This is a genomic window from Marinobacter persicus (genome assembly GCF_002934325.1).
Taxonomy (GTDB): Bacteria; Pseudomonadota; Gammaproteobacteria; order Pseudomonadales; family Oleiphilaceae; genus Marinobacter; species Marinobacter persicus_A.
Genome location: NZ_PTIV01000034.1, coordinates 1 through 24,961, shown reverse-complemented (window position 1 = coordinate 24,961; position 24,961 = coordinate 1). Strand labels below are relative to the sequence as shown.

The 24,961-nt window shown below is 57.4% G+C and carries 32 protein-coding genes; 18 read left to right on the top strand and 14 right to left on the bottom strand.

The genetic code is table 11. The features are described 5' to 3' along the window. Positions 1-132 precede the first annotated feature (132 nt). The gene (locus BY454_RS14620; RefSeq protein WP_146082721.1) at positions 133-609 is read left to right on the top strand and encodes a hypothetical protein; all 477 of its coding nucleotides are present in this window, start codon (positions 133-135) and stop codon (positions 607-609) included. Positions 610-657: 48 nt separating this feature from the next. On the opposite strand, the gene BY454_RS14615 is transcribed toward BY454_RS14620, so the two are convergent. Further along, entirely contained in the window at positions 658-1,530 is an 873-nt protein-coding gene (locus BY454_RS14615) for a patatin-like phospholipase family protein (RefSeq protein WP_104417258.1), read from the bottom strand. Between the two features lie 3 nt (positions 1,531-1,533). Next, positions 1,534-1,719, bottom strand: a complete 186-nt coding sequence (locus BY454_RS14610; protein ID WP_104417259.1) for a hypothetical protein — start codon at positions 1,717-1,719, stop codon at positions 1,534-1,536. A gap of 180 nt (positions 1,720-1,899) precedes the next feature. Here BY454_RS14610 and BY454_RS14605 point away from each other — a divergent pair, with 180 nt between their 5' ends. From BY454_RS14605 to BY454_RS14595, 3 genes are all read left to right on the top strand, one after another. Then, positions 1,900-3,630, top strand: a complete 1,731-nt coding sequence (locus tag BY454_RS14605; RefSeq protein ID WP_104417260.1) for a chloride channel protein — start codon at positions 1,900-1,902, stop codon at positions 3,628-3,630. Then, entirely contained in the window at positions 3,617-4,735 is a 1,119-nt protein-coding gene (locus BY454_RS14600) for an extracellular solute-binding protein (RefSeq protein ID WP_104417261.1), read from the top strand. The genes BY454_RS14605 and BY454_RS14600 overlap by 14 nt, the downstream gene beginning before the upstream one ends. 138 nt (positions 4,736-4,873) lie before the next feature. Then, the gene (locus BY454_RS14595; RefSeq protein WP_104417262.1) at positions 4,874-5,221 is read left to right on the top strand and encodes a c-type cytochrome; all 348 of its coding nucleotides are present in this window, start codon (positions 4,874-4,876) and stop codon (positions 5,219-5,221) included. A gap of 19 nt (positions 5,222-5,240) precedes the next feature. Here BY454_RS14595 and BY454_RS14590 read toward each other — a convergent pair whose 3' ends face one another. The 3 genes from BY454_RS14590 to BY454_RS14580 all read right to left on the bottom strand — a co-directional run bounded on the left by BY454_RS14590 (position 5,241) and on the right by BY454_RS14580 (position 7,347). Continuing rightward, positions 5,241-5,837, bottom strand: a complete 597-nt coding sequence (locus BY454_RS14590; protein WP_104417263.1) for an HPP family protein — start codon at positions 5,835-5,837, stop codon at positions 5,241-5,243. Between the two features lie 99 nt (positions 5,838-5,936). Further along, entirely contained in the window at positions 5,937-6,947 is a 1,011-nt protein-coding gene (ltaE, locus tag BY454_RS14585) for a low-specificity L-threonine aldolase (RefSeq protein ID WP_104417264.1), read from the bottom strand. A 106-nt stretch (positions 6,948-7,053) separates the two neighbouring features. Next, positions 7,054-7,347, bottom strand: a complete 294-nt coding sequence (locus BY454_RS14580) for a DUF3175 domain-containing protein (protein WP_258075669.1) — start codon at positions 7,345-7,347, stop codon at positions 7,054-7,056. Positions 7,348-7,469: 122 nt separating this feature from the next. On the opposite strand from BY454_RS14580, the gene BY454_RS14575 reads away from it, so the two are divergent. Continuing rightward, positions 7,470-8,108: an SDR family oxidoreductase gene (locus tag BY454_RS14575; protein WP_104417266.1), complete on the top strand. Its 639-nt coding sequence runs from the start codon at positions 7,470-7,472 to the stop codon at positions 8,106-8,108. A gap of 69 nt (positions 8,109-8,177) precedes the next feature. After that, on the top strand, positions 8,178-9,047 hold the full coding sequence (locus BY454_RS14570; protein WP_104417267.1) for an NAD(P)-dependent oxidoreductase: 870 nt from the start codon (positions 8,178-8,180) through the stop codon (positions 9,045-9,047). A gap of 56 nt (positions 9,048-9,103) precedes the next feature. Here the strand turns inward: BY454_RS14570 and BY454_RS14565 are convergent, their stop codons facing one another. Then, on the bottom strand, positions 9,104-9,241 hold the full coding sequence (locus tag BY454_RS14565) for an entericidin A/B family lipoprotein (protein WP_104417268.1): 138 nt from the start codon (positions 9,239-9,241) through the stop codon (positions 9,104-9,106). 198 nt (positions 9,242-9,439) lie between these two features. Between BY454_RS14565 and pdhA the strand changes: the two genes are divergently transcribed. From pdhA to BY454_RS14545, 4 genes are read left to right on the top strand one after another with little or no spacing between them, the layout of a single operon-like run. Beyond that, the gene (gene pdhA / locus BY454_RS14560) at positions 9,440-10,531 is read left to right on the top strand and encodes a pyruvate dehydrogenase (acetyl-transferring) E1 component subunit alpha (protein ID WP_104417269.1); all 1,092 of its coding nucleotides are present in this window, start codon (positions 9,440-9,442) and stop codon (positions 10,529-10,531) included. Continuing rightward, positions 10,524-11,504, top strand: a complete 981-nt coding sequence (locus tag BY454_RS14555; protein ID WP_104417270.1) for an alpha-ketoacid dehydrogenase subunit beta — start codon at positions 10,524-10,526, stop codon at positions 11,502-11,504. Before pdhA ends, BY454_RS14555 begins: the two co-directional genes overlap by 8 nt. Before the next feature lie 12 nt (positions 11,505-11,516). Then, entirely contained in the window at positions 11,517-12,911 is a 1,395-nt protein-coding gene (locus BY454_RS14550) for a dihydrolipoamide acetyltransferase family protein (protein WP_104417271.1), read from the top strand. A 14-nt stretch (positions 12,912-12,925) separates the two neighbouring features. Next, the gene (locus tag BY454_RS14545; RefSeq protein ID WP_104417272.1) at positions 12,926-13,417 is read left to right on the top strand and encodes a pyridoxamine 5'-phosphate oxidase family protein; all 492 of its coding nucleotides are present in this window, start codon (positions 12,926-12,928) and stop codon (positions 13,415-13,417) included. Between the two features lie 48 nt (positions 13,418-13,465). Here the strand turns inward: BY454_RS14545 and BY454_RS14540 are convergent, their stop codons facing one another. Beyond that, positions 13,466-13,609 carry a DUF3096 domain-containing protein gene (locus tag BY454_RS14540; protein ID WP_104417273.1) on the bottom strand — a complete coding sequence of 48 codons (144 nt, stop codon included), beginning with the start codon at positions 13,607-13,609 and terminating at the stop codon, positions 13,466-13,468. 258 nt (positions 13,610-13,867) lie between these two features. Between BY454_RS14540 and BY454_RS14535 the strand changes: the two genes are divergently transcribed. Further along, positions 13,868-14,383, top strand: coding sequence for a class I SAM-dependent methyltransferase (locus BY454_RS14535; RefSeq protein ID WP_219820646.1), 516 nt, complete (start codon positions 13,868-13,870; stop codon positions 14,381-14,383). Positions 14,384-14,391: 8 nt separating this feature from the next. On the opposite strand, the gene BY454_RS14530 is transcribed toward BY454_RS14535, so the two are convergent. From BY454_RS14530 to codB, 4 genes are all read right to left on the bottom strand, one after another. Next, a complete protein-coding gene (locus tag BY454_RS14530; RefSeq protein ID WP_104417274.1) occupies positions 14,392-14,898 on the bottom strand; it encodes a nucleoside deaminase in 507 nt (168 codons plus the stop codon). Positions 14,899-14,934: 36 nt separating this feature from the next. Then, positions 14,935-15,138 carry a DUF3185 family protein gene (locus BY454_RS14525; RefSeq protein ID WP_104417275.1) on the bottom strand — a complete coding sequence of 68 codons (204 nt, stop codon included), beginning with the start codon at positions 15,136-15,138 and terminating at the stop codon, positions 14,935-14,937. A 135-nt stretch (positions 15,139-15,273) separates the two neighbouring features. Continuing rightward, positions 15,274-16,587: an MFS transporter gene (locus BY454_RS14520; RefSeq protein ID WP_104417276.1), complete on the bottom strand. Its 1,314-nt coding sequence runs from the start codon at positions 16,585-16,587 to the stop codon at positions 15,274-15,276. A 103-nt stretch (positions 16,588-16,690) separates the two neighbouring features. Beyond that, positions 16,691-17,983 (bottom strand): cytosine permease, encoded by a 1,293-nt coding sequence (codB, locus tag BY454_RS14515; protein WP_104417277.1) that lies wholly within the window; start codon positions 17,981-17,983, stop codon positions 16,691-16,693. A 325-nt stretch (positions 17,984-18,308) separates the two neighbouring features. Here codB and BY454_RS14510 point away from each other — a divergent pair, with 325 nt between their 5' ends. After that, positions 18,309-18,515, top strand: a complete 207-nt coding sequence (locus tag BY454_RS14510; RefSeq protein WP_104417278.1) for a hypothetical protein — start codon at positions 18,309-18,311, stop codon at positions 18,513-18,515. A 96-nt stretch (positions 18,516-18,611) separates the two neighbouring features. Here the strand turns inward: BY454_RS14510 and arfB are convergent, their stop codons facing one another. Together arfB and BY454_RS14500 are read right to left on the bottom strand one after the other, a co-directional pair. Then, complete coding sequence (arfB, locus tag BY454_RS14505; RefSeq protein ID WP_104417279.1) at positions 18,612-19,025, bottom strand: alternative ribosome rescue aminoacyl-tRNA hydrolase ArfB; 414 nt, start codon at positions 19,023-19,025, stop codon at positions 18,612-18,614. 69 nt (positions 19,026-19,094) lie between these two features. Further along, positions 19,095-19,367: a ComEA family DNA-binding protein gene (locus BY454_RS14500; RefSeq protein ID WP_104417280.1), complete on the bottom strand. Its 273-nt coding sequence runs from the start codon at positions 19,365-19,367 to the stop codon at positions 19,095-19,097. A 478-nt stretch (positions 19,368-19,845) separates the two neighbouring features. Here BY454_RS14500 and BY454_RS14495 point away from each other — a divergent pair, with 478 nt between their 5' ends. Both BY454_RS14495 and BY454_RS14490 read left to right on the top strand, forming a co-directional pair. Next, the gene (locus BY454_RS14495) at positions 19,846-20,169 is read left to right on the top strand and encodes a hypothetical protein (protein WP_104417281.1); all 324 of its coding nucleotides are present in this window, start codon (positions 19,846-19,848) and stop codon (positions 20,167-20,169) included. 36 nt (positions 20,170-20,205) lie between these two features. After that, entirely contained in the window at positions 20,206-21,084 is an 879-nt protein-coding gene (locus BY454_RS14490; RefSeq protein WP_104417282.1) for an AEC family transporter, read from the top strand. A gap of 11 nt (positions 21,085-21,095) precedes the next feature. Here BY454_RS14490 and BY454_RS14485 read toward each other — a convergent pair whose 3' ends face one another. Next, a complete protein-coding gene (locus BY454_RS14485; protein ID WP_104417283.1) occupies positions 21,096-21,755 on the bottom strand; it encodes a hypothetical protein in 660 nt (219 codons plus the stop codon). A 116-nt stretch (positions 21,756-21,871) separates the two neighbouring features. Here BY454_RS14485 and BY454_RS14480 point away from each other — a divergent pair, with 116 nt between their 5' ends. The 4 genes from BY454_RS14480 to efpL all read left to right on the top strand — a co-directional run bounded on the left by BY454_RS14480 (position 21,872) and on the right by efpL (position 24,806). Beyond that, a complete protein-coding gene (locus BY454_RS14480) occupies positions 21,872-22,732 on the top strand; it encodes a hypothetical protein (RefSeq protein ID WP_104417284.1) in 861 nt (286 codons plus the stop codon). Positions 22,733-22,797: 65 nt separating this feature from the next. Beyond that, on the top strand, positions 22,798-23,235 hold the full coding sequence (gene trxC / locus BY454_RS14475) for a thioredoxin TrxC (protein ID WP_104417285.1): 438 nt from the start codon (positions 22,798-22,800) through the stop codon (positions 23,233-23,235). A gap of 105 nt (positions 23,236-23,340) precedes the next feature. Beyond that, the gene (locus BY454_RS14470) at positions 23,341-24,033 is read left to right on the top strand and encodes a crotonase/enoyl-CoA hydratase family protein (RefSeq protein ID WP_104417286.1); all 693 of its coding nucleotides are present in this window, start codon (positions 23,341-23,343) and stop codon (positions 24,031-24,033) included. A 206-nt stretch (positions 24,034-24,239) separates the two neighbouring features. Continuing rightward, positions 24,240-24,806: an elongation factor P-like protein EfpL gene (gene efpL / locus BY454_RS14465; protein ID WP_104417287.1), complete on the top strand. Its 567-nt coding sequence runs from the start codon at positions 24,240-24,242 to the stop codon at positions 24,804-24,806. Positions 24,807-24,961: the final 155 nt, after the last annotated feature.

The window sequence follows — 24,961 nt, the reverse complement described above, 5'->3', positions numbered from 1 at the left end:
CCCGACGGTAAGGTGCAAGGCAAGCCCGGTAGTTATTCATCTTCCGCTTGTGATTCACAGCCAGCGTCCCGCTTGGGGGGATGGTTCCAGGGGCTGAAATATTCAATGTTAACTCAGAGGAGATACCAGACAATGCGATTCCCATTGAGAGTGCAGGCCAGTGCGCTGTTGCTGGCGACGGTAATGCCGCTGGCCCAGGGGCATGCTGCGGAGGATGAGGGCGAGGCAACCGTGGAATCTTTGCGCCAGGAGATTCAGGGTCTTGATCAGGAACTGGAAGAGTTCACCACCGAACGGCGGGAACGCTTGATGGAGGACATTGAGGAGGTTCTGGCTTCCCTGGATTCCCGTATAGCGACGCTGGAAGATCGCCTGCAGGAAGACTGGGACGAGGCAGACAAACTGACCCGAGCCCAGGCACGGACCGCGCTGGCCTCTTTGCGCCGCGAGCGGGCACGAGTGGCTGAATGGTATGAGCGCATGCAGGACAGCGCGGATTTTACCTGGGAATCCATGAAGGAAGGCTTCAACGACGCCTTCGACGAACTTTCCAGCGCCTGGCAGGACGCAGAGGATAATATTCGCGAGACTGTTGAGGGAAAAGAATAGGCTAACAACAAGTCAAACGTCAGCGAGCGTCGGCTCCGCCCGGTTATCTCAGTTTGAACGTTTATGGCGTTTGAGAATCTCGGGCACCTTGAACGGCAGCACCATGGAGCCGGCCTTGGAAAAGCTGATCAGGGTGTTCAGCCGCTTGTACCAGAGCAACCGGTGAATCTTTTCCTTCATCGGGTAATAGCCCTCCATGTAGAGTTCTTCCACCCGGTCGGCATTGTTGGTAAAGCTGTAGCCGCTCAAATCCAGTGGTACGGCGATGTCCGCTTTTTTCAGCTGTTGGCGGGTGTTGAAGTCGATACTGATGTTGATGGCATTGCTCACCACATCGAAGGTGTTTTCCGGTTTCGGGTAACGGCTGACATGGCTCAGGTCGATGCCCACGGTGATGCCTGCGCCCATCTCTGCCAGGGGTGAAATTGGCAGGTTTTCCACCAGCCCGCCATCGACCAGAGTCCGGCCGTTGATCTCCACCGGGACAAAGAGGCCGGGCACCGCCATGGAAGCACAGACGGCATCGGCCAGGCTGCCTTCCCTGAAGATCAGTTGTTCGCCGGTCTCGATATCGGTGGCACAGATGGCCAGGGGAATCTCGGCATCTTCTATGCGGCAGTCCCCCAGATCCCGAATAAGCATCTTGCGGATGGCTTTGGTACTGAACAGCCCTCCACGTTCCAGCGTGAAATCAGCCAGCTTGGACAGGTTCAGGGTGGAGCAAATGGACAGAATGGATTCCGCCGGGCGGCCAAAGGCGTGATAACTGGCCACCAGCGCCCCTACGCTGGTTCCTGAAATGCAATGAATCCGGATACCTTCTTCCTCGAAGGCCTTCAGCGCACCGATATGGGCCAGCCCCCTGGCAGCACCGCCACCTAGGGCCAGACCAATACGTTTGTTAAACGGGTTGAATTTCATACGTCAGTGGCGTGGGTTACTTTTGTCCGGGGAAGACTGTCTGTCCGATTTGTTGTCATCGGAGGTTAGGTAAAAGTCTTTCTTCTCATAGGTCGTCATTTCCGGGTCTTCAAGGCTGTTCTTGCGACGGCCCTGATACAGCCAGAAGGCCACAATAGCGATGACGATGGCAAATACAATCCACTTCATGCCGAACTCCTTCACGGGGTGTCTATCTTTATTCAGAACCTTCCGGCGGGATCCGTCAATAGTGCCTCAGGGGTTTATTTCGGTCCACGGTGATGGGGGACTTCTTTGTTGTTTTGAGAGTTTGTCAGTCTGCTCCCAGCGGAAGTTGAGGGCCGGGCCGATCCCAACTTTACTTATTCCATGGACAGGAAGATTGTTGCGCAGGTGGTGTATCAGATCAGCGCAGTGACGGTGGTGGCCATCCTGCTGGGAGGCATCGCCTCGCTGGCGGCGATCGGTTTTGTCGAAGCGGTCCACTACCTGAATGGAAAACTGTTGATCTCGCCATACGCCCGGGTGCTGGCGGAGGACCAGCACTTGCTGGTGGTGGCCGCAACCCTGCTTGTGCCGGCGACAGGCGGCCTCATTGTTGGGCTGGTGGTCCATTTCCTGGTGCGTCAGAAGCGCGGGCTGGCCCCGCCGGATGCCATTCTGGCAGCGCAGACCAGTGGCCCTGCACCGGGGTTTCCCAGTGGTGTGGCATCCACCCTGGCGGCGCTGGTGTCGCTTGGTAGCGGCGCATCCGTGGGCCAGTACGGTCCACTGGTGTATCTGGGGGCAATGTTCGGGAGTCTGGTGGGGCGTCTGAAACTGAATTTGCGCCATCAGCGTTCCATTGCCATTGCCTGTGGGGTCGCCGCCGCCATTTCCACCGCGTTCAACGCGCCGATTGCCGGCCTGGTGTTCGCCCATGAGGTGATCCTGCGTCATTACTCCTTGAGGGCGTTTGCGCCCGTCACCGTGGCAGCGGCTACCGGTTATATCGTGGCGAATGTGATTTTTGACCGGCCCGCGCTGTTTCTGGTGAGTTTTAATGAGGTGGCGCACACCTACGAGTATGTGTTCTTCGCCCTGGAAGGCGTGCTCTGTGCCGGCATGGCCTGGGTATTCATGCGCTTGCTGAAAGTGAGCACCAGTACCGCTGAGCGTTACATCCACTGGCCCTGGGCTCGCCCTGCCATTGCTGGATTGATGGTTGGGGTGGTGGCACTTTGGATTCCCGAGGTGCTGGGCATTGGCCAGGAAACCCTTCGGTTCGCCACCATTGAAGGGGCGTTTGGCATCGGTGAGCTGGGGCTGATTATTATTGCCAAGCTGGTGCTGACGGCGGTCTGTGTCGGGTTTGGTTTTGTCGGTGGGGTGTTCAGTCCGGCCTTGCTGATTGGCATTCTTTTTGGTGCTTTTTACGGGCTGGTGTTGCCTTACCTGTTGCCGGTACCGCATTCGGGCCTGGTGGTTTATGCCATCTGCGGCATGATGGCTCTGGCCAGCTCGGTGATCGGTGCGCCATTGACCACCATCCTCATCGTCTTCGAGCTGACCCGCAGCTACGACCTGACCATTGCTGCCATGGTGTCTGTCGTCTTCGCCAACCTGATTTCCTATCGGGTGATCGGCCGCTCCTTATTTGACCTGCAACTGCGGTCCTGGGGTTTTGACCTTTCCCTGGGGCGGGACAAGGCGATTCTTCAAACCCATCCGATCCGGGATTTCCTGTCCACTGAATACACGGCCGCCAGCGATCGGGATACGGTTGGCGAAGTTCGTCAGCGACTGGTGGATGATCACCGCTCCGAAGCCATGGTCCTGGATCATAACGGCCGGCTACTGGGAGTGATCCGGCTGCAATGCATTGTGAACAGTGAGGCACCACTGCCTGTGATGGAGGCGATCATCCCGTCATTCACCATTTTTGATGAGCAGACATCGGTCTGGCAATCGATGGAATCGTTGCGGGGGTTTCTGGGAGAAGCGGTGCCGCTGGTGAATGAATACGGCCAACTGCTGGGTGTGGTGGCAGAGGAGGCGGTGATTCGGGCTTATCTGGAAATCGTGCACGATCTGCGTGAGGAAGAAAATGAAGCGGCCTAGTTGGGTGGTTCCAAGCTGGATGGTGGCCTGCGTGCTGCTCACCCCGGCGATGTCCCGGGGCCAGGACAATGGCCCGGAACCGCTGACAGTGGCGACCTGGGGCGGAGCCTATGAAGAAAGTCAGCGCCGGGCCTACTTTGCCCCCTTCACTGAAGCCACCGGTATTCCGATTAAAACGGTGCATTACGATGGCGGCATCACGGTGCTTCAGGAGCATCTGGCCAGCGGTGAGGTGGAGTGGGATGTCATCGACATGATTCAGTCCGACGCCAGTGCTGCCTGTGATGCCGGCCTGCTGGCACCGATTGATCCGGGCATCCTGGCCCCGGCACCGGATGGCACCCCGGCGCAGGAGGACTTCATGCAAGGAGCCATCAACCGGTGCTTTATCACCCAGATCGTCTTTTCCACCGTGATTGCCTTTGACGACCGGGCCTTCCCCGGTGTGAAACCGGACAGCGTGGAAGACTTCTTCGACCTGCAAACTTTCCCGGGTAAGCGGGCGCTGCGCAAAGCGCCCGTCGGCCTTGCCGAGTGGGCGTTATTGTCTCTCTCGGTGCCCCAGGAACAGCTCTATGACCTGCTCAGTACCCGCCGGGGATTGGACCTGGCGGCACGCCGGCTGGACGAGATCCGCGATTCCATTATCTGGTGGACCCGTGGCGTTGAGCCGGTTGAGTTACTGACCAGCGGTCGGGCGGCCATGGCCACGGGCTATAACGGCCGCTTCTTCCATGCCCGGGTGATGGAGGGGGCGCCCATTTCGGTGATCTGGGACGGGCAGCTTATTGGCTTCAACAGCTGGACTATCCTTCGCGGCACCGACCAGGCCGAACAGGCCGCCCGGTTCATTGCCTTTGCCACGCGGGCCGAGAATATGGCCGCCCAGGCCAGCCTCATCAGCTATGGACCTGCAAGGAAATCCGCGCAGCAGCGAGTAGGGCTGCACACCGATGTGGGGGTGCCCATGATGCCCTACATGCCAACGGCGGCCGCTCATATGGAGCGAGCCGTCATTCGGGATCATCGCTGGTATTCCCAGACCGGAGAGCTCAGGGAGCAGTGGTTCCGGGAGTGGTTGGGGGCCGGACAAACCAGCGAATAGAGCAGAGGCTATAGGCCCATGAGTTTGTGCGGCGGTTGAGCCTGAACTATTTTCAAAGTGAGATAGTAGGACTGGCCAAGGCCACCTGTAGCCGTCATCTCGTCTGAATCAATCAGAACGATCAGGGAAGGGTTGGCTATGAAATCCAGAATTGTACCCGCCATTCTTGTGGGCGTGTTTTCTATGGGAATAGGCTCTGCGTTCGGCGACTCCCACGGTATGTCCGCGATGAAGCTGGCGGAAAAAAAGAAATGCACCGCCTGCCATACCGTCACTGAAAGTGACCCCATGGCGGTGGCGCCTTCGTTCATGAGTATCGCCCAGCGATACTCCATGGAGGAATCCGACCGCCTGGTTCAGGTAGTTCTCACCGGTGGTGAAGGCCACTGGGGCAACGTAGAAATGCCGGATATGGGCGTTCGTAAGGATGTTACCCCTAAAGAGGCCGAAAAACTCGTGCAGTGGATTTTGGATATGGATGAATAAAGCGCTTTCCGTGCCCGCTTCAGGAACTCCGGGCCCGCCAAAGCGGATAGGCGAGTCCGGCCAGTCGGTTCATCACGAAGGCATGGATTAGCAGCATGAGAACCCCGGCCATCAGCACGGGTAGCTGTGCGGGATTGGGCATGAGGCCCAAAGCGACGATGAGCGCAGTGGCGCCGGCGGGTGGATGGGCGACGTTCAGCGCCACCATCAGGCTGCCGGTGAGGCCCATGGCGACCGCGACAGCGCCAACGCGGGCGAGGTCCACGCCATTCATCATTGCCGATGGCGCGTCCTGGAGCCCAAACAGGTAAAGCCCCACCAGCCCCATGGTGGCACCAATGAAATGGCCGCACAGGGCGTTGCGGGGCGAGGCCGGTTGGCTCAGGGGCACGTAAAAAAGAATGAACGCGGTGGCGCCCAGGGAGGGGAAGATGAAAGCCTCCTGGGTGATGAGAGCCACCACGGCAACAAGCGCGATGGCAATGCCGCTGTTCACCAGGTTAAACCCTGCCATGACCGCTTTGTGCGGGTACTTTTCGGTCAGCCGTTCAAGGTGAAGTGCCTGCAGTACCCCGCTGACCAGTTGCCAGCGGAGCTTGTCGTTTCTTTGCCCCATAACATCCCCGCATCAAAAAGGTGCATAAGGGTAAAGGGGCATCCTGCGTATATCAAAACGGTAATTCCGATAACGGTTATTGAGTGGTTTTGCTTTTCATTAACTCTGATAAAACTGCCTTATTCCGTCCAATAAGGCGTCCACATCCTGCCGGCTTACATCCTGGTGGGTCACAAACCGGATTGGGTCTCCCGCCTTGATCAGGATTCCCAGCTCCGCGAGGAAGTCACGGAGTTGAGCCGCCTGCCCTTTGTGGCAGCGGGCATGGACGATATTGGTCTGGGTGCTGGACGGGTCGATTTCCATCTCTGGAATACTGGCCAGGCCCTCACTCAGGTATTCGGCATTGGCATGGTCTTCATGCAGTCGCAGCGGCCCCTGTTCCAGGGCAATTTGCCCGGCCGCGGCCAATATGCCGGCCTGGCGCATGCCTCCGCCGAGCATTTTTCGTAGCCGGTGGGCGCGGTCGATAAAAGCCTTCGAGCCCAGCAGCAGCGAACCCACCGGAGCGCCCAGGCCCTTGGACAGGCAGACGCTAACTGAATCGTAGTATTGGGTGATCTCGGTGATGTCGCAGCCGGTCTTGACGGCAGCATTGAACACGCGGGCGCCGTCCAGGTGCAGCATCAAGCCATTGTCGTCGCAGAAATCCCGTGCCTGGCGCTGGTACTCCAGCGACAGCACTTTGCCGCCAATGGTGTTCTCCAGGGAGAGCAGACGGGTGATGGCGAAATGGGCGTCCTGGGGTTTAATCGCAGCCTGCGCCTTCTCCAGGCTGATAGACCCGTCAGCCTCGTTTTCAATTGGCTGGGGTTGCACGCTGCCCAGCACGGCGGCGCCGCCGCCCTCGTAACAGTAATTGTGGGCTGCCTGTCCGCAAAGGTACTCGTCGCCCCGACCGCAGTGGGCCATGATCGCCAGCAGATTGGCCTGGGTGCCACTGGGAGTGAACAGGGCGGCTTCAAAGCCGAGCCGGTCGGCGGCGTAGGTCTGTAGGCGATTGATGCTCGGGTCATCCCCATAGACGTCGTCGCCTACCTCGGCGCTGGCCATGGCCTCTCGCATGGCCTGGGTTGGGACAGTCACGGTATCGCTGCGGAAATCGATCATGTTTGATGGGCCTCGTGAATCATCGTTTTACTGCATTCTACAAGGCACGAGGTATGAGAAAACCTGATCGGCGATGTGTCTCGGGAATGCGTTGGTATCTGGGTTGCTAACGCTTGTGTTTCCGGGGGCGGCCAAACAGCTCCCGCAATTCGTCTTTTGCGGCTTCCAGCCGATCCTTTTGTTCCTGGGAAAGCTGCCTGCCAGCGCGATTGATGTAGAACGTCAGCATCGACATAGCTGAGCGGTAGGGGTCTGATTTGCGCCGTTCGCTGTTCTCGGCCGATTCTTTCAGGGAACGGGCGATTTCCCTGGGATCGTCCAGAGCGAAGACCCCTTGTTCGAGATCCAGGGAGTCGCTGGATTCGGTCACTTTCTGCGACCAGCGTTCAGAGTGAGCCAAAATCTGCCTCCGCCTGTTTCCCAAGCATCGTGATAGAAGCATCACAATGCCTTGAATTATGCGTTTCCTGCCCTCCACTATAGAAGATATCCAAGCCAAATATCGAACCAGGAGGTTCACACATGCATGTGTTTATTGCAGGCGCAAACGGACAAATCGGCCAGTATTTGTTGCAGGAAATGGCCGAGAGCGACCATGAAGCCCGGGCGCTCATCCGGGACCCTGAGCAAGGCCCGAAGCTTCAGCAGTTGGGCGCCACGGAAACCGTAGTGGGTGACTTGGAACAGGACTGCGGTGAGGCCATGAGAGGCTGTGATGCCGTGATCTTCACCGCCGGCTCAGGCCCTCATACCGGCCCGGACAAGACCATCGATGTGGACCAGGAGGGCGCTATCCGCTTGATGGATACGGCCAAGGCCATGGGCATCAAGCGCTTCATCATGGTCAGTGCCATGCGCGCCGAGGAGCCGGATAAGGGGCCGGAGAAATTGCGCCATTATCTTTGGGCCAAGCGTAAGGCCGATGACCACCTCAAGAGCTGCGGTCTGGATTACACCATCGTTCGGCCCGGGCGGCTCACCAACGAAGATGGCACCGGCAAGGTGGAAGTGCGCGACCGGTTGATGGAATTTGGTGAGATCCCGCGCCAGGACGTGGCTCGCGTGCTTCTGGCCGTGCTGGATTCAGACAACACCAGCAATTGCGTGTTTGACGTGGTTTCCGGCGATGTGCCGATAACGGAAGCCCTGGCGAAGTTGTAATGGTAACCAGACTCCGGGGCAGGTCAGGTAGTAAGGCCCTTACCCACGAATCGCGCAAAGGAGGATGATATGAACGTTACGTTTATTGGCCTGGGCATTATGGGCAGTCGCATGGCCAGCAATCTGCTAAAGCATAGCGACCTCACCCTGACGGTTTTCAACCGATCGCCCGATGCCATGGGTCCCCTGAAAGACGCCGGCGCCAAAACCGCCAGTTCGGCCCGGGAGGCGGTGGCTGGAGCTGATGTGGTCTTCACCATGCTCAGTGCCCCGGAGGCGGTGGAGGAAGTCGCGTTTGGTGAAAAAGGTTTTGTCAGTGCCATGGAGCAGAATGCGCTTTGGGTAAATTGCTCCACGGTGAACCCTTCCTTCACCCGTGACTGCGACAGCCGGGCTCGCGCTCAAGGAATCCGATTCCTGGATGCGCCGGTAGCGGGTACCAAGATGCCGGCTGAGACTGGTGAGCTGACGTTCCTGTTGGGCGGCGACTCGGAAGATGTTGAAGCAGTCCGGTCGATGCTGGAATGCATGGGGCAGAAGATTCTCCATGTGGGAGAAGCCGGCCAGGGCAGTGCCTTCAAGATGCTGGTGAATGCCCAACTTGCCCAGAACATGCTGGCTTATGCAGAAACCGCGCTACTGGGTGAGAAACTGGGTTTCAGTCGTGATTTCCTGATGGATACCCTGCCGAACCTGCCGGTCACCGCTCCGTTTCTTAAGGGCAAGGCCGAACTCATCAGGAATGCTGATTACGAGGCTCAATTTCCGCTGGAACTGATGCTCAAGGACATGCACCTGCTGGATGTCACCGCCTACGAGGAAGGCCAGCCCCTGTTTCTGGCCGGCCTGGCCAAATCCCTATACGGGCAGGCGAACCTGGCAGGGCGAGGGCGAGAGGATTTTGCCGCCGTCTTTGATCACCTGTCGAAGTCTGACTAGAAGTCTGACTAGAAGTCTGACGAAAGGGCAGCGCTGGCTGCCCCCGGGCTAATCCCTCAGGCTTCTTCTGCTTCCTGCTCAATGGCTTCGCCGGCGTTTTCCACATCCTGACCCAGGCCTTCCATGGTGTTGCAGCCGGCGAGACCTGCGCCCATCAGGAAAGTAAGCAGCAGCATTCTGATCGCGATAGTCATGGTTAGCTCCTTGATTGAGTCACTGGATGTCAGTTTAGATCAAACCGCCAAGTGCGGATTGCACAACTTTGGTCAGGCTGACACAGCGAGAAGACCGGCTCAATACTTTGGAAGGAGCACAGCACTTTAAAAATCCGCCGATACAACCTACACCTATAAGGAGGTGATCCACTAAACGATCCGCACAAGGGAGCCTCTATGCCAAGAAAAAAGGTCAGGCTTGAGCATGCCGTCGAGTACCTTTCGATACTCGATAAACAGGGCAAACCCGACAAGGACCTGGACCCGAAGATCGATAAAGACACTCTGCTGCGCATGCATCGCACCATGCTGTTGAGTCGACGCTTTGATGAATACCAGCTGCGCTGGCAGAAGCAGGGGCGCATCGGCACCTTCGCCCCGGCGAAGGGGCAGGAAGCCAGCCAGATCGGCTCCATTGCCGCCGTTGAAGACGACGACTGGATGGTGCCCAGCTTCCGGGAAACCTCGGTGGCGCTCTGGCGAGGTACGCCCATGACCGGGTTGCTGCTCTACAACGCCGGCTATAACGAAGGGGGCCAGATTCCGGAAGGCCAGAACGATTTGCCCATCTCCATTCCGGTGGCCTCGCAGATGAACGAGGCCGTGGGCATTGCCTACGCCATGAAAATGCAGAAGAAGGACCGTCTGGTGATGTCCTACTTCGGCGATGGCGCCACCTCGGAAGGGGATTTCCACGAAGCCCTGAATTTTGCCCAGGCATTTAAGACCCCTAATGTTTTCATCTGCCAGAACAATCAATGGGCCATCTCCGTGCCCAGGGAACAGCAAACCCCGTCAAAGACCCTGGCCCAGAAAGCCCTGGCCTATGGTATGCCGGGAATTCAGGTTGACGGCAACGACCCGCTGGCCGTCTACGCCGCCACCCGCGAAGCGGCGGAACGGGCCCGCAAGGGTGACGGCCCCACCCTGATTGAGTGCATTACCTACCGGCTGTCGGTGCACACCACGGCTGATGATCCCGGCAAGTACCGTGACGAAGAGGAAGAGGAACACTGGCAGGAATGGGACCCGATCCCCCGCTTCCAGCATTATCTGAACAACCACAAGGTGTTGCGCAAGAAAGATATCGAGGCACTGGAAAAAGAAATTGACGAGGAAGTGAAATCAGCCTGGGACGAAGCCGAAGAGCAAATGAAATCGCTGGATGATCCTCTGGTGATGTTTGATCACCTGTTCGAGGAACGCCCTGCCTATCTTGAGGAGCAGAGGCAGGCCATGAAGCAGTACCGGGAGGACCGCAATGGCTGAGTTGAATATGGCAGAGGCCATTAACCTGGCCCTCAGGCAGGAAATGGAGAAAGACGATAGCGTTTATGTCCTGGGCGAGGACGTGGGCGTTGATGGCGGTGTGTTCCGGGTGACCGACGGCCTCTTGAAGCAGTTTGGCGAAGACCGGGTGATGGACACACCGCTGGCGGAGGCCGCCATTGTGGGTATGTCTGTCGGCATGGCCATGGCGGGATTGAAGCCGGTATGTGAACTCCAGTTTTCCGGTTTCAGCTATTTCGCCTTTCACCAGCTTGAGGGGCAGGCCGCCCGCATGCGCTGGCGTTCCCGGAGCAGCTATCACGTGCCCATGGTCTGCCGTATTCCCTATGGCGGTGGCGTGCGGGCGCTGGAGCACCATTCCGAAAGCCGGGAGACCTATTATGCCCACACACCGGGACTGAAAGTGGTGATTCCGTCTGGCCCCCGTAATGCCCGGGCGCTGTTGCTCAGCGCCATCCGGGACCCGGATCCGGTGATATTCCTGGAACCCAAGGCCATGTACCGCGCCTTCCGGGAAGAGGTGCCGGACGAAGAAGAAACCCAGCCCATTGGCGAATCGCAGGTTGCCCGGAAGGGCGATGACCTGACCATGATCACCTATGGCGCAATGACCCAACACACCCTGGAAGCGGCAGACAAACTGTCGGATGAAGACGGCATCGAGGCAGAGGTGATCGACCTGCTGTCCGTTTCGCCACTGGACGACAAGAAATTCACCGAATCGGTCCGGAAAACCGGCCGGGTGGTGGTGGTTCACGAGGCGCATCGCAGCTTTGGCCCCGGTGCGGAGATTATCTCCCGCATCAACGAAAAGTCCTTTTATTATCTGGAGGCGCCGGTTCAGCGTGTCACCGGTTACGATGTCATCATCCCGTATTTCGCCCGTGAGAAGGCGTATATTCCCGACGTGGACCGGATTGTGGCAGGCGCCCGCCAAGCCATGAACGACTAGGAGCCAACCCTCATGTCCAAAGACTACAAGCTTGAAGATCCCGGTGAGGGGATCACCGAAGCCGAGGTGGTGGAAGTAATGGTCAGCGAGGGCGACGAGGTAAAAGACGGCGACCCGTTGCTGACCGTGGAAACCGACAAGGCCGCCAATGAGATACCGGCTAACTTCAATGGCACGGTTGAGTCCGTGAAAGTTAAGGAAGGTGAGACCATCAAGGTGGGCCAGGTGCTGGTCACCTATAACGATGGCTCGGGTGACGATTCGGAAGAAGAGCCCGACAAGGAATCGAAGGAATCAGAAGCGTCGGATCAGGAAACCGAAAAAGAAGACAAAGACGACGAAAAAAACGAGAAGAAGAGCGGAAAAGCAGATAAAAAGAAAGAAAAGAAGGAAAAGCCAGAAGAGCAATCAACCTCAGAGGAAGATGAGGCAGATGCTGATCAAGGCAAGGAAGAGTCTGCTGAAAAAGCCAATGAATCCGAGAGCACGGATTCCGACCGCCCGGTCCCCGCTGCGCCGGCCACCCGCCAACTGGCGCGTGAGCTGCACGTGGATCTACACCAGGTGGAAGGTTCCGGCCCGGGTGGGCGCGTCACCAAGGAAGATGTGGAGCAGTTTTCCGAAGAAGCTGCGTCCAGGGAGTCATCCCGGGCCAGGAGCAAGGCACCGAAGCTCCCGGACTTCAGCCAGTGGGGGACGGTGCGCCGGGAGCCCCTTTCCGCCATCCGTCAGGCCATTGCCCGGAATATGAGCCAGTCCTGGCAGGAAATTCCCCACGTTATGCACCAGAGCGTGGCCGACATCACCGAGCTGGAGCGCTTCCGGCGTCGGCACCAGGACGAGGTGGAACGGCGTGGCGGTAAGCTGACCATGACAGTGTTGGTTATCAAGGCGTTGGTGGCGGCCCTCAAGCAGTTCCCGAGATTCAATACCAGCCTGGATACAGAAAGCGACGAACTGATCTACAAAGAGTATTACGACATCGGCGTGGCCGTGGCCACCGATGCCGGCCTGCTGGTGCCCGTGTTGCGAGAGGTGGACCGCAAGGACGTTTTCGAGCTGGCGTCTGAACTGTCCGGGCTGGCTGACAAAGCGCGGGAAGGTGAGCTGAAAAAACAGGATATGGAAGGCGCCACCTTCAGCCTGACCAATCCCGGTCCCATCGGCGCCACCAGCTTTACGCCCATCATCAACCACCCGGAAGTGGCCATCCTGGGCATGGGCAGCGCCGAACTCAGCCCGGTGGCCACCGGCCACCTCGACAACTACAAGATTGAAGCGCGGCTGCGCATGCCGCTTTGCCTGGCCTACGATCACCGGGTGAATGACGGTGCTGAGGCAGCCCAGTTCCTGAAGACCATTGTCGATACCCTGGAAGATCCCGAAACATTCATGCTGTCATCCTGAAAAGGAGGATTGATATGTCCAGCCCAGAGCACAAACAGAAAATCTGGAAACTCATCCGGGACATCAAAACCTGTATGCTGACCACGCGCCATGGCGATGAACTCCGGTCCCGGCCCATGGTGCTGGTACAGGATGAATACGACGGCACCCTGTGGTTCTACACCGACCTGGATTCGGAAAAAGTCTTCGAGCTGGAGCAGGACCATGATGTCTGCGTTTCCTTCGCGGATCCGGAACACCATGTGTATGTGTCCCTCACCGGTCTCGGTCGTGCCATTCGCGATCAGGAGCGGATCGACCAATACTGGAACTCGGCCATTGCGGCCTGGTTTCCGGAAGGCAAAGATTCCCCGAACGTGGGCATGCTGGAGGTCAAGGTTCAGAAAGGCGAACACTGGGACAGTGACAGCAGCAAGATGGTCAAGAGCATCAAGACCACCAAGGCTCGAATTGAAGGAGAGCAGCCCGATTTGGGCGAGCACGAGAAGTTTGGTGTGGGTGAATAATGGACCGATTTCTTGCCGGCTCTCTCCCATGCCGGGCTAATGGGCCATTCAGAAAGGATGGCCCATTAGTCCGAGTACGCCTATTGCAATAAGGTAACCTGCCACGATGTAGTTGAGCAGTTTGGGGAAGACCAGAATGGCAATGCCAGCCCCCAGGCTGATGAGCGGCGCAAGCTGAAGATGCAGTGTCATAATTGGCTCCTTCTCCGAAGTATTGCTGGTTCTTTTCGACAGTGTAGGTAAGTTTTGGCGGTCGTACAGTTAAGCCTCTGAGATTGCAGCAAAGCTGATATCCACCTCGCTGCTATAATCAGGGAATCACTCAAGCCATCAGGCTCAGAGGGCATTATGGGCATGGAAACCAGCCGTCCTAAGTACGACGCCTCCCGGAGAACAAGTCCCGCCTCGTTTTTTCGAGGGTTTCTGAGAGAGCCTGCACAGGTGGGATCGGTGATCCCCAGCTCCCGGTTTCTGGAGAACCGGATTGTAGAGGCGGCGGATTTGTCGAGTGCCAGGCGGGTTGTTGAGTTGGGACCTGGCACTGGTGGAACCACACGAACGTTTTTGAGCCACTTGGGTCCGGAAGCGCGCCTGCTTTCCATCGAACTGAGTCCCTTCTTTCATGAACTGCTTGAAGAAATTTCTGATCCCCGTTTTATCAACCACCTCGGAAGCGCGGAATATCTGGCGGATATCCTGGCCCGGCATCAGATGGAATCGCCGGATGTGGTGATCTCGGGCATTCCCTTTTCGAAAATGCCCGAGGCCGTAGGTACCCGCATTGCCCGGTCTATACATGAGAGCCTCTGCGAAGGCGGGCGTTTTGTTGCCTACCAGTTCCGCCGTCACGTCGCTCAAGTCACCAGCCCCGTGATGGGAGAGCCGGTAAGTTGCTCACTGGAGCTGTGGAATATTCCCCCGATGCGAGTCTATTGCTGGGGTAAACCTGGCGCAGCCTGTGGCTAGACTGAACCTCAGCCCTCTGGTGAGTCAGGGCTTCCGTGTTTGTCGTGGTACCGTTGATGCAGTTCTCTGATGGGCCCTGCCAGAACCATAAAGGGCCCTTCAGTGGCCAGACCGGGCACCACAGTATTGATTGGCAGGGTAGCGACTGGCGGCGGCGGTGTCGCATGCATCTCATCAAGCCAGACTGCCAACTGTTCCGAAGAGCTGGCATAAACAATCCGTCCCAAGCCAACCCAGCCATGAGCCGCCGCGCACATGGGGCAGTGTTCGCCCGAAGTGTATACCGTGGCAGCGGCCCTCTCCTCTGGCGTCATGTGCTCCGCCGCCCAGTGTGCAATGGCGAATTCCGGGTGCCGGGTTTCATCGCCACTTGCGGTCTGGTTGTGGTCTTCGAAACGGACATCGCCATGCTCATCCACCAGCACCGAGCCAAAAGGCGGGTTGCCTGTCTCCAGTGCCTGGCGGGCCAGCTCCACGCAACGGTCGAGATGTTTCATGTCGGTTTCGTTGATCATGGGTTCTCCCTAAGGTTGCTGGAAATTTATATCCGCCTATTTTTTGATGAATATGAGGAAGGCACCAGCAGCGGTTGCTGCCGCACCACCAATCAGATACCACATGGTTTCGTCCGTGAAGCGGCCGGTCAGGGTTTCGGTAACCTGGCCGCTTAATGATTGGGTGGCCTGGTAGCCGAAATAAAGCAGTCCAATGCCGACCACGAGTAACACAAGACCAATCAGTTTATTGCTGCCCATCGGAGATTCCTTTATCAATGGAGATAGTCAGAGGCTTCTTGAAGCTTGGTCTTTCAAATATCACATTGCAAAGCAGGCTCGGCAACAAAAGGCGTCACAATTTGGGTTCGTGGTAAATTTCAGGCTAAAGGATCGTCATTGTCTGTCCCTGTCGTCGGTCGCTTTTGTCTCCTCGTTCTGATCTTCGGACTGCTCCTCATCCTGATCAGCGTGTTCTTCCTCAAACTCCGTGTTCCGCGGATCCAACTCGGCGACACCCAGGGCCGCCTCCGGTGTGGTGGTGTAGTAGCTTTCCTGATGGTCGACGTCCGTGTGGGTGGGGCCCGGGACGAATATCACGAAGCCAATCAGGGCCACCAGGATCAGCGCGTTGCTGATAAACAGCCCGCTCGGGCCGATAAACTCCATGAAAAACGCACTGATCAGCGGGCCAATGATGCTGCCCAGACCGTAACTGAGCAGCAGCGCCGTGCTGGCCGAAGTAATTTGATGGCTTTCCATCAGGTCATTGGTGATGGCGACGGCGATGGGGTAAAGGGCGGCGCTCAGGCCCATATAAAGCCCGACGAACACCACCAGTACACCAATGCTGTAATTGCTTAGTGCCGCGGCGATAAGACTGCAGGCTGCGGCAATAATGGCGACCACCAACAGCACGCGGTAACGGTCATAACGGTCACAGATCCGGCCAATAGGCCAGGCCAGAATCATGGCGGCAACGATGGCCGAAGCCATGAAGTTGGAAAGCTGGTTCAGGTCCAGCCCAATACGGTCGGCGTATACCGGCCCCATGGCATAGAAGGCGCTGATCAGGAGGCCGGCAATCAGTGCGCCAAGCGTGCCAATGGGGGATGTCCTGTAGAGTCTGGCCAGGGACAGTCGGTCGCTTTTTATGATTTTGGGCGACTCGCGGCTGGTCAAGGACAGTGGCGTCAGTGCCAGCACCACCAGAATGGCGGCCAGGGAGAAGGGAATAAAGCCTGCCGGGTCCGCCACCCGGACCAGCACCTGGCCACCGGCTGTCGAAAGGAAAAACACCACCTGGTAGATCGCGAACAGGCTGGCCCGGTTGGAGTTGTCAGCCTTACTGCTGAACCAGCTTTCCATGACAATCATCAGGCCGGCCATGGCGAAGCCGCCCACTGCCCGCAAGGCGCCCCAGAGGTTGGCTTCGATCAGCATCGGGTAAATCAGGATGGAGGCGGCCAGGGCGGCAGCGAAGAACGCGAATGCCCGTATGTGGCCGGCTTTTTCAATGATGCGGTCGGCATAGAGTGTGCCCGCGACAAACCCGATGGAGTAGAAAGCGAGAATCCAGCCAATCACGCTGGCGCTGAATTCTTCAAGGCTCAGGCGCAGGCCCAGCAGGGTCATCAGGTAGGCGTTGCCCACGATGAGAAGAACAATGCTGGTTATCAGTGACGACAGGCTGATGATGGTCCGCTGCATCAATCCTCCGCGTCGGATGACAGGTCTCGACAGGCTCTGTGAATACCTCCTCAGTGTAGTTGGTGGGGATGACGAGTAAAAATAAAAGTCTGCCGGCGGCGTCTCAGGCCAGGTGCCTGCGAAGCCCCGGCCGGGGCCGGCGAGCCCGGATGGCCTGTCGGGCCAGTTGCAGCACGGTGAAGCTGAGGGCTGCAACCAGTACGCCCACAATGGGGGCTATCCAGGGAGAGCTGTAAGCCACCACCGAGCCCAGGGCATAGGCGGTAAGCCCCGGAAGGTTGAAAGCCGGCAGGGCGCGCTGACCCGCTTCGGCGTATCGGCGCTTGTGGCCGGTGAAGTAACTGGCCATGATCACCCCGCCAATAGGGGGGATAAAAGTGCCCAGCAACACCAGGAAAGGCACCAGCCATTCCTGCATGCCCATTACGGCCAGGGCGGTACTGATGGCGGCACCGCCAATGGTGACCGCTTCCCGGCGGCCAGTAGCCAGCAGGTCACAGCCAACCACGGAAAAGTTGTAGGCGGTGTTGTCCTGAGTGGTCCACAGGTTCAGGAACAGCATCAGGATGCCGAAGGTCAGCAGGCCCTGGGCGGTCATGATGCCAACGATGTCAGCTTCCTGGTAAACCAGGGCGCCAAAAGCACCGACCAGCATCATCAGGCCGTTGCCAATAAAAAAAGCCAGTAGAGTGATGATGGCTGCGGTCTTTCCGGAACGGGCAAAGCGTGTCCAGTTGGTGGACTGGGTGGCGCCGGCGACGAAAGTGCCAAAAACCAGGGTGATGGCCGTGGCGATACTCATGTCGTTGGTGGGCGTAATGGTCGCCAGCTTCGCCAAGCCACCGGCATCCGCAGTGGTCAAGGCCATGCTGACGCCAATCAGAATGATCATGGCTGGAACCGCCAGACGGGACAGCCACACCAGCCCCCGATAGCCAATGGAAGCGGTAACGCAGAAGCCAAAACCGAACACCATCATCAGCGGTGTGGTCATGAGCTCCTGCATGCCAGTCAGCTCTACCAGCAGGGTGGCCATGGTGGCGGTGCCCCAGGCATACCAGCCAATCTGGGTCAGGAGCAGGATGAGGTCAGTTAATTTGCTGCCGGTTTTACCAAAGCTGAATCGGCTGAGCAGCGCCGTGTTCATGCCGGTTTTCGCGGCAATGTAGCCGAGAATCGCGGCGTAGAGGCCCAATAGCAGATTGCCTATGGCCAGGACCATCAGAAGGGTCGAGAAATCAAACGCCTGGCCCAGGCTTCCACCCGCCCACATACTGGCGGTGAAGAAGGTGAAGCCCAGCAGGACCAGCCCCATGGACCAGATGCTTTTACGTTGGTCAGCAGGTACCGGGTTTAACGGGTAATCCTCTTCCTGAGGGGAGGCTGTTGGGATCATGGCGGTTGCTCCGGCTTAAGATGTTCTTGAACATCATTCGCAACCTTTGTGCCATTTTAATGACAGCGTCGTTTTTTCTGGTTAAACGCAGCTATCCAAGGATGGAGGGCGCTGAGGTTGAACGGGTATGGCTAAAATTGCTGCATGTTGTCTGTGCACAATTGGCTCGTTATCCCCTTTATGGGGCACCGTAGGGGATTTCTGGGCATTACAGAACGTAAATCTCTCTCGGCTTCCACTTTACGGAGCCTGATACGGCATCTACGTTTAGGGGCAAGAGATGAAATCTCTTCACAATTCACGTCACGGAAATGGAGGAAGCACTATGGCTGACTATCCAGTGAAAGACGAGAATTATGACCTGATCAGTTCGGTGTATCATGCCTCTCAGGGGCTTCATCACACCAAGCAGTACGCCAAGGACGCGGAGCAGTTTAACGACAGTGAAGCCGCAGCGTTTTTCCAGGAAGCGGAAAAGATTTACCTGGAACTGACGGATAAAGCGAAAGCGCTTCTTAAAAAGCGTCTGTAAACGTTAGAGAGAAGCGTGTTGCCGGGATGGGCCTGGGAGTTTGTAGCCCTCTGACCTGTCCCGGTGAGTTTTGAAACAGTGCCTGCCCGTACGCCTCTAGACTTTGACCTTCCCTCTTAGTGCCTTGGTCTTCCCATGCCGGGTCTTTTTGTCCACACGCCGTTTGCGAGCAGATTTGCTGGGTTTGGTCGGTCGGCGAACTTTCTGTTGTTTGACCGCTTCCTGGATCAAAGCCCGCAGCCGCCTTAGTGCATCTTCTTTGTTTTGTTCAAGAGTGCGAAAAGACTGTGCCTTGATGACGATGATGCCCTCTTTGCTGATGCGCTGGTCAGGCAGGGCCATCAGTCGCTCTTTATAGAAGGGCGGCAATGTGGAATGGGAAATATCAAATCGCAGGTGCACGGCGGTGGCGACCTTGTTGACATTCTGCCCACCGGCACCCTGGGCACGAATCTGGGTGATCTCTATTTCCCAGTCGGCAAGCTCTACGTTATTGGAGATTTTCAGCATAGCCAGCCATGTTACCAGAGCCGGGGACGCGCCGCAGGCGTCTGTACTTGGCCTGCGGCGTGAAAACTACTACTTCACAGCCATCATGTCTGCATTCTTCTCAACGGTGCGGCTGCCAATGCCTTTGACTTCCGCCAGTTGTTCAACCGACTCAAACGGGCCATTGGCTTCCCGGTAGACAATAATCGCCTCGGCCTTACTCTCACCAATGCCATTGAGTGAGGCCAGTGTGGCGGCGTCCGCCGTATTGATGTTCACGGTCATGGGCTCTGCGGCGTAGGCGGGACCGGTTATGAGGGCGAACAATAGTGCCAGTGCGGCGATAAAAGACTTTGCTTTCATGGTCAATCTCCTGGGAACAAAATGCATGGGTTGTATGCCGGGAGTGACGTGGCTGAAAAAGATGAGAAGGAGAGGGATTGATCTTTGCCAGATCAGCCAGAGTGGGCCTCTTCCTGAAGGCGCTGTCCTGGTCTTCGTCCTTGTTACCCATCCGTTGGGTGAATCCGCTTTGTCATCCCTGACGTCTCCAGTCTAGGGAACTCTCAGACAATGACTATGGGATATTGTTGACAGTTGGCGTAAGAGATCTCTTACAAGCTTCCAGCGCCGCACGGAGATGTGCTGGTCGGTTATTCACCTGGTCAATTTCCCGACATTTGGCTGAACGCCCGGTCAATAAAGGCCTGGCACTACCTTTCCTGCCTCTGCTAACAAAGTTATCCACAGTTTTTGTGGGCAACTGGGTTCGGGGTGACTGGTCGGGATTTTCTGTTAGCATGCGTGCAAACATTCCGACCGGCCAGGAGGCCCGCCACTGATGTCTGATGATCCACTGAAATCATTGTCCGATATGGCCAGTGATGCCCACGCCCGAATCCAGGCTGCCCATGAACACATCAATCCGGTGGTGGAAGTGCGCCAGGGCATGCGCAAATCCGGCATCCCGGCGGATGTGATGACCATCGACTGCCTGCGCACGCGCCGGCGTATCACGCTGATCCTGCATGACGAACAGCCGGGTGTGCTGCTGTATCAGTTCATTACCATCGAAGATGAGGTAGGGGATCAGTTTCAGCAACTGGCTTTGGCGGACATGAACACCCAGCGGCTGTTTGACTGGATGGAGGAGTACTTCGGGTAGCGGCTTTCCCGGTCCGCAATCCGTGGTTGTCTGATCATGATCCAGCAGCTTGCCAATTCACTGGTCCCTCTGTTCTCCCTGATCGTCCTGGGTGCGATACTCGGGCGCAAGACCGATTTCTTCGATGGTAAGGCCCTTTCCGGCCTGGTCACCACCGTGGGTATTCCCGCACTGCTGCTGCATTCGGTCCTGTCCATGGAAATGGATATTGGCCAGATGAGTGAGCTGGTGGCTATTACGGTCGTATGGATTGGTGTTATGGCCCTGGTGACGGCCGGTGTGTTGCGGCTTATTGGCTTCCCGGTTCGTGATTATCTGCCGTCCCTGGTGCACCCGAATACCGGCAACATGGGCGTGCCGGTCTGCTTTGCGCTCTTTGGACCTCAATCCCTGGGGCTGGCGATGGTGATCTCCTCTGTGATTCAGATCAGCCATTTCACCCTGGGTATTGGGTGCCTTTCCAAAAGCTTTTCACTGAAGGCCTTGGCGAAAAACGGGCCGGTGCTGGCGCTGGTGGCCGGGGCGCTGCTGGTGGCAACGGAGGCCCGCTTGCCCGGGCCGGTGATGACCACACTGGATATGCTGGGATCGATCACCGTACCCATCATGCTTATGCAACTGGGCAGCTCCATTGCCAACCTGAAACTCTCTGGCGCCCGGGAAATGGCGTGGCCGGTGGCGTTCAGCTTTTACCGGCCCCTGGTCGGCCTGGCCACTGCCTGGCTGGTGTTGTTGCTGTGGCCACTGGATGCCTTCCAGGCCGAGATCTTTCTGGTGCAGTGCGCCATGCCGGTGGCGGTGATGAGTTATGTGTTGGCTGTCAGATACCACGGCCCGGCCCAGACCATCGCCCTGACCATTCCTCTGTCGGTGATTGTTTCGCTGGCTGTGGCTATCGTGTTCAGCCTGGGTTAATCAGAAGCGCCTTAACGCTTAAAGAACCGGGGATTGCGGCTGACAAAACCGTCAATCCAATGCTCCAGAAACGATTTCTGATCTGGCCGTTTCAGGTAGCGCCAACCCAGGAAGGCAATGACCACGGCGCCCAGGGCGTCTACCACCAGATCCCACATGGTGTCGGTCAGGCCGGATGGGTCGCCCAGCATGGGTTTCTGCATGTTCATGCCAAACAGCGAATCCATGGCAAATTCGAAAATCTCCCACAAAGCGCCGACACCCAACGAGAACAGGAAGGCAAAGAACGCCACAAAACCCGGCTTCATGTGCAGCTGGATTTTCTCGGTTTCGTTCATGATGTGTACTAACAGGAAGCCGAGGATGCCCAGAAGGAAGCCGGAGGTGGTGTGTAGTGCCATATCCCACCACCAGAATCGACTGTAGTAGTCGTGCACTTCGCCAAGGAACAGCGAGGCAAAGACAAAACCGATGGCGGCCAGTTGCAGTTCTGGCGGTATGTGGATGCGAAAACGCCGCTCGAACAGCACCGGGAAGAAGGTGATCAGAATGATCATGCCGGTGAGAAACGCGGTGAACCAGCGCTGGCCCCAAAGCGCGAGTATGGCCTCGGTCAGCAGGATCAGCTGCAGGAAACCTGTGATTCGTTGGTGGGTGATTCGTATACGCATGCCTTAAACCTAACACGAATAACGGCCACAAGCTGACCAGGTTGTAACTGGAACGCCGGGACAATCATGGTGACAATACGTCGTTTGCATACAATTTGATCATGGATAACTCCGTTATGGGAAAAACAAAACTTCTGGCCGCCCTGATTGGTGCGGCGGTGCTCTTGTCGGCCTGCGGGGGCGCGGAATCTCCGGAGCAGGTATCAAAGGCTTTCTGGCAAGCCGTCATTGAACAGGACGCCGGAGAGGCCAACGAATATTCCACCTTGATTGAAGACGCCGCTTTTGATGGCTACCAGCGTCAGTGGCAGGGTGTCGATATTGAATGGGGCAGGGTGGTTATTGATGGCCAGCAGGCAACGGTGGATACCACCTTCAAGGGCCTGCCAGGGCGTAACCAGCCACTGAAAACCACCACCTACCTTGTGAAAAAAGATGACCAGTGGCTGGTGGATTATTTCCGAACCGGTGAGGCCCTGAACAGCGGCCCGCTCTGGGGCGACGTGGTGAACCAGTTGGAAGCACTGGGTAAAGACCTTCAGACAGAACTGGCCCGCTATTCCGATGACCTGGCCCGTGAGTTTGACGTGCTGACCGAGGAGTTGCGTCAGCAGGCAGCGGATGCCGGCGAAAGTTTCTCCCAGTTGGTGGATGACTATGGCCGGATGCTCCGCCAGCACATTCAGGAGCTGGCCCAGTCCCTGCGTGAAGCCTTGAAGGACAACCCGGACGCCTCCGTGGAAGACCGCCGCATGCTGAACGAAGCGGTGATTCGTCTGGAAGAACAGAACGACGCGCTCGAAAACCCGGATGTGGAGTCGGTCACTGAGAGTACCCGTGTGGCATTGGCCACTGAGTTGCAACTGGGTGAGCTGGGTCCCGAGTTCGCCGCCTACAAAGCCGAGTGGCAGCAGCGGCTGGCGGAAATGGAACGGGAACTGGCCGATTACGTCGATCAGCTGGAGCAGGGCAACTGAGGTTGCCTTGATTTTTTCGCTATTGGCGCAATGCTTCTGACTATCACCTGATAGGAGGAGACGTTATGTCTGGCGAGATCAAACACCTGGTGTGCCCACATTGTCACAAGGTCAACCGGGTGCCGGCAGCCAAGCTGTCAGCCGGTGGCAACTGTGGGGCCTGCAAGCAACCATTATGGCCGGATCAGATGCTGGAGCTGACCGAGCAGAGCTTTTCGGCGCACACCGGGCGCAGCGATGTGCCGGTGCTGGTCGACTTCTGGGCCAGTTGGTGTGGGCCGTGCAAGGTCATGGCGCCACAGTTCGAACAGGCTGCCGCCAACTGGAAGGGGCAGGTCCGTTTTGCCAAGCTCAATACCGAACAACATCCCGGCCCGGCCGGCCAGTTTGGTATTCGCAGCATTCCCACCATGATCCTCTACCGCAATGGCCGGGAAGTGGCCCGCCAGAGCGGGGCGATGAATGCCGCGCAAATCAATCAGTGGCTCCAGAGCCAGTTCTGACTCCCGGTGAATGATCAGGCAGCCCCTCTTGGGGCTGTTTTTTGTTGCGCATTCGCTATAGTGTAATCAAACACTCACTTGAATTGCTGTAGCGAGGATTTCCCGGTGACTGAACTTGTAAGCTACGAACTGGATGACGGCATTGCCACCATCACGCTCAACAACGGCAAGGCGAATGCTCTCAGCCACGCGGTGTTTGGAGCTCTGAACGCGGCCCTGGACCAGGCCGAGCAGGACAAGGCCATTGTCATTTTGACTGGCCAGCCGGGCATGTTTTCAGGCGGCTATGATCTGAAAGAAATGCAGCAGGGCCCGAAAGAGGCCATGGCTTTGGTAAGGGTGGGGTCGATGCTCGCCCGTCGCCTGTCGGCTTTCCCGATGCCGGTCATTGCTGCGTGCAGTGGCCACGCCATTGCCAAGGGGGCGTTTCTCCTGTTGTCGGTGGACTACCGCATTGGTGTGGAAGGCAGCTTCAAGCTGGGGCTGAACGAGGTGGCCATTGGCATGACCATGCACCATGCCGGCATCGAGATTGCCCGCCATCGCCTTGCACCGGCCTATTTCTATCGCTCCGTGGTCAATGCCGAGATCTTCAATCCGGAAGCTGCGGTCACCGCCGGTTTCCTGGATGAAGTCGTGGCGGTGGGGCAACTGCAGGACCGGGCCCGGGCAGTGGCTGATCAGTTCAAACAGCTGAACCTGCGGGCGCACCAGCAAACCAAGGTGAAGGCCAAGGCGGAGTATCTGGCCCGGCTGGATGAGTGCATTGAAAAAGACGCAGTGCACTTTGAGATTTAGTCACCGGCTTGGGGTGGTTAAATAAACCGCACAAAGCAAAAGGCCACCAGTTACGCCGCTCGCCAGCGGGTATCCTTGTCTTGCTAACAAAGTTATCCACAGAAGTTGTGGGTAAAGTGACATGCGTATGAACCCGCAGGGCTATCGCATCCAGACGCCGGTCATGGTATATCAGCGGTTCCCAAACAAACTCTGGAATTCTGTTCATGCCAAAAGCGAGTGAGATCAAGAAGAATCAGGCCGTTGAATATCAGGGCCGTGTGTATTTTGTGAAGGACATTGAGCGGTCGGTGCCCCAGGGCCGCGCCGGCGGCAGTCTGTACCGCATGCGCATGTACGATGTGGTCACCGGCCAGAAGCTGGATGAGACCTTCAAGGATTCCGACATGCTTAACCAGGCGGACCTGGTACGTCGCCCGGCGGTGTTTTCCTATGCCGATGGTGATGAGTATGTGTTCATGGATACCGAGGACTTCACTCAGTATCTGCTGAACAAAAGCGCCATTGAAGACGATCTGCTGTTCATTACCGAGGACACCGAAGGGGTGATGGTGGTGCTGGTGAGCGACAGCCCGGTGGGCGTGGATCTGCCGCCGACGGTGGAATTGCCCATTGAGGAAACGGACCCGTCCGTCAAAGGTGGTTCCGCTACCGCTCGCACCAAGCCGGCGCGTTTGACCACCGGGTTGGTGGTGCAGGTGCCGGAGCACATTTCCACGGGTGATCGCATCAAGGTCAATGTAGATGAGCGCAAGTTTCTGAGCCGCGCCTGACGCTCTGGCATTGGTGCACAAGCAGGCGGGCAGGCCTTTCCAAAAACCGCTACGAGCACGTATATGTAGACCTCTTGTTGTGCAAGCCCCGAAGCGCTCGGTGGAGTAAAAAGTTAATCAGGTAAAACTGCGCACGTATATCCGGCCTTTGCGTT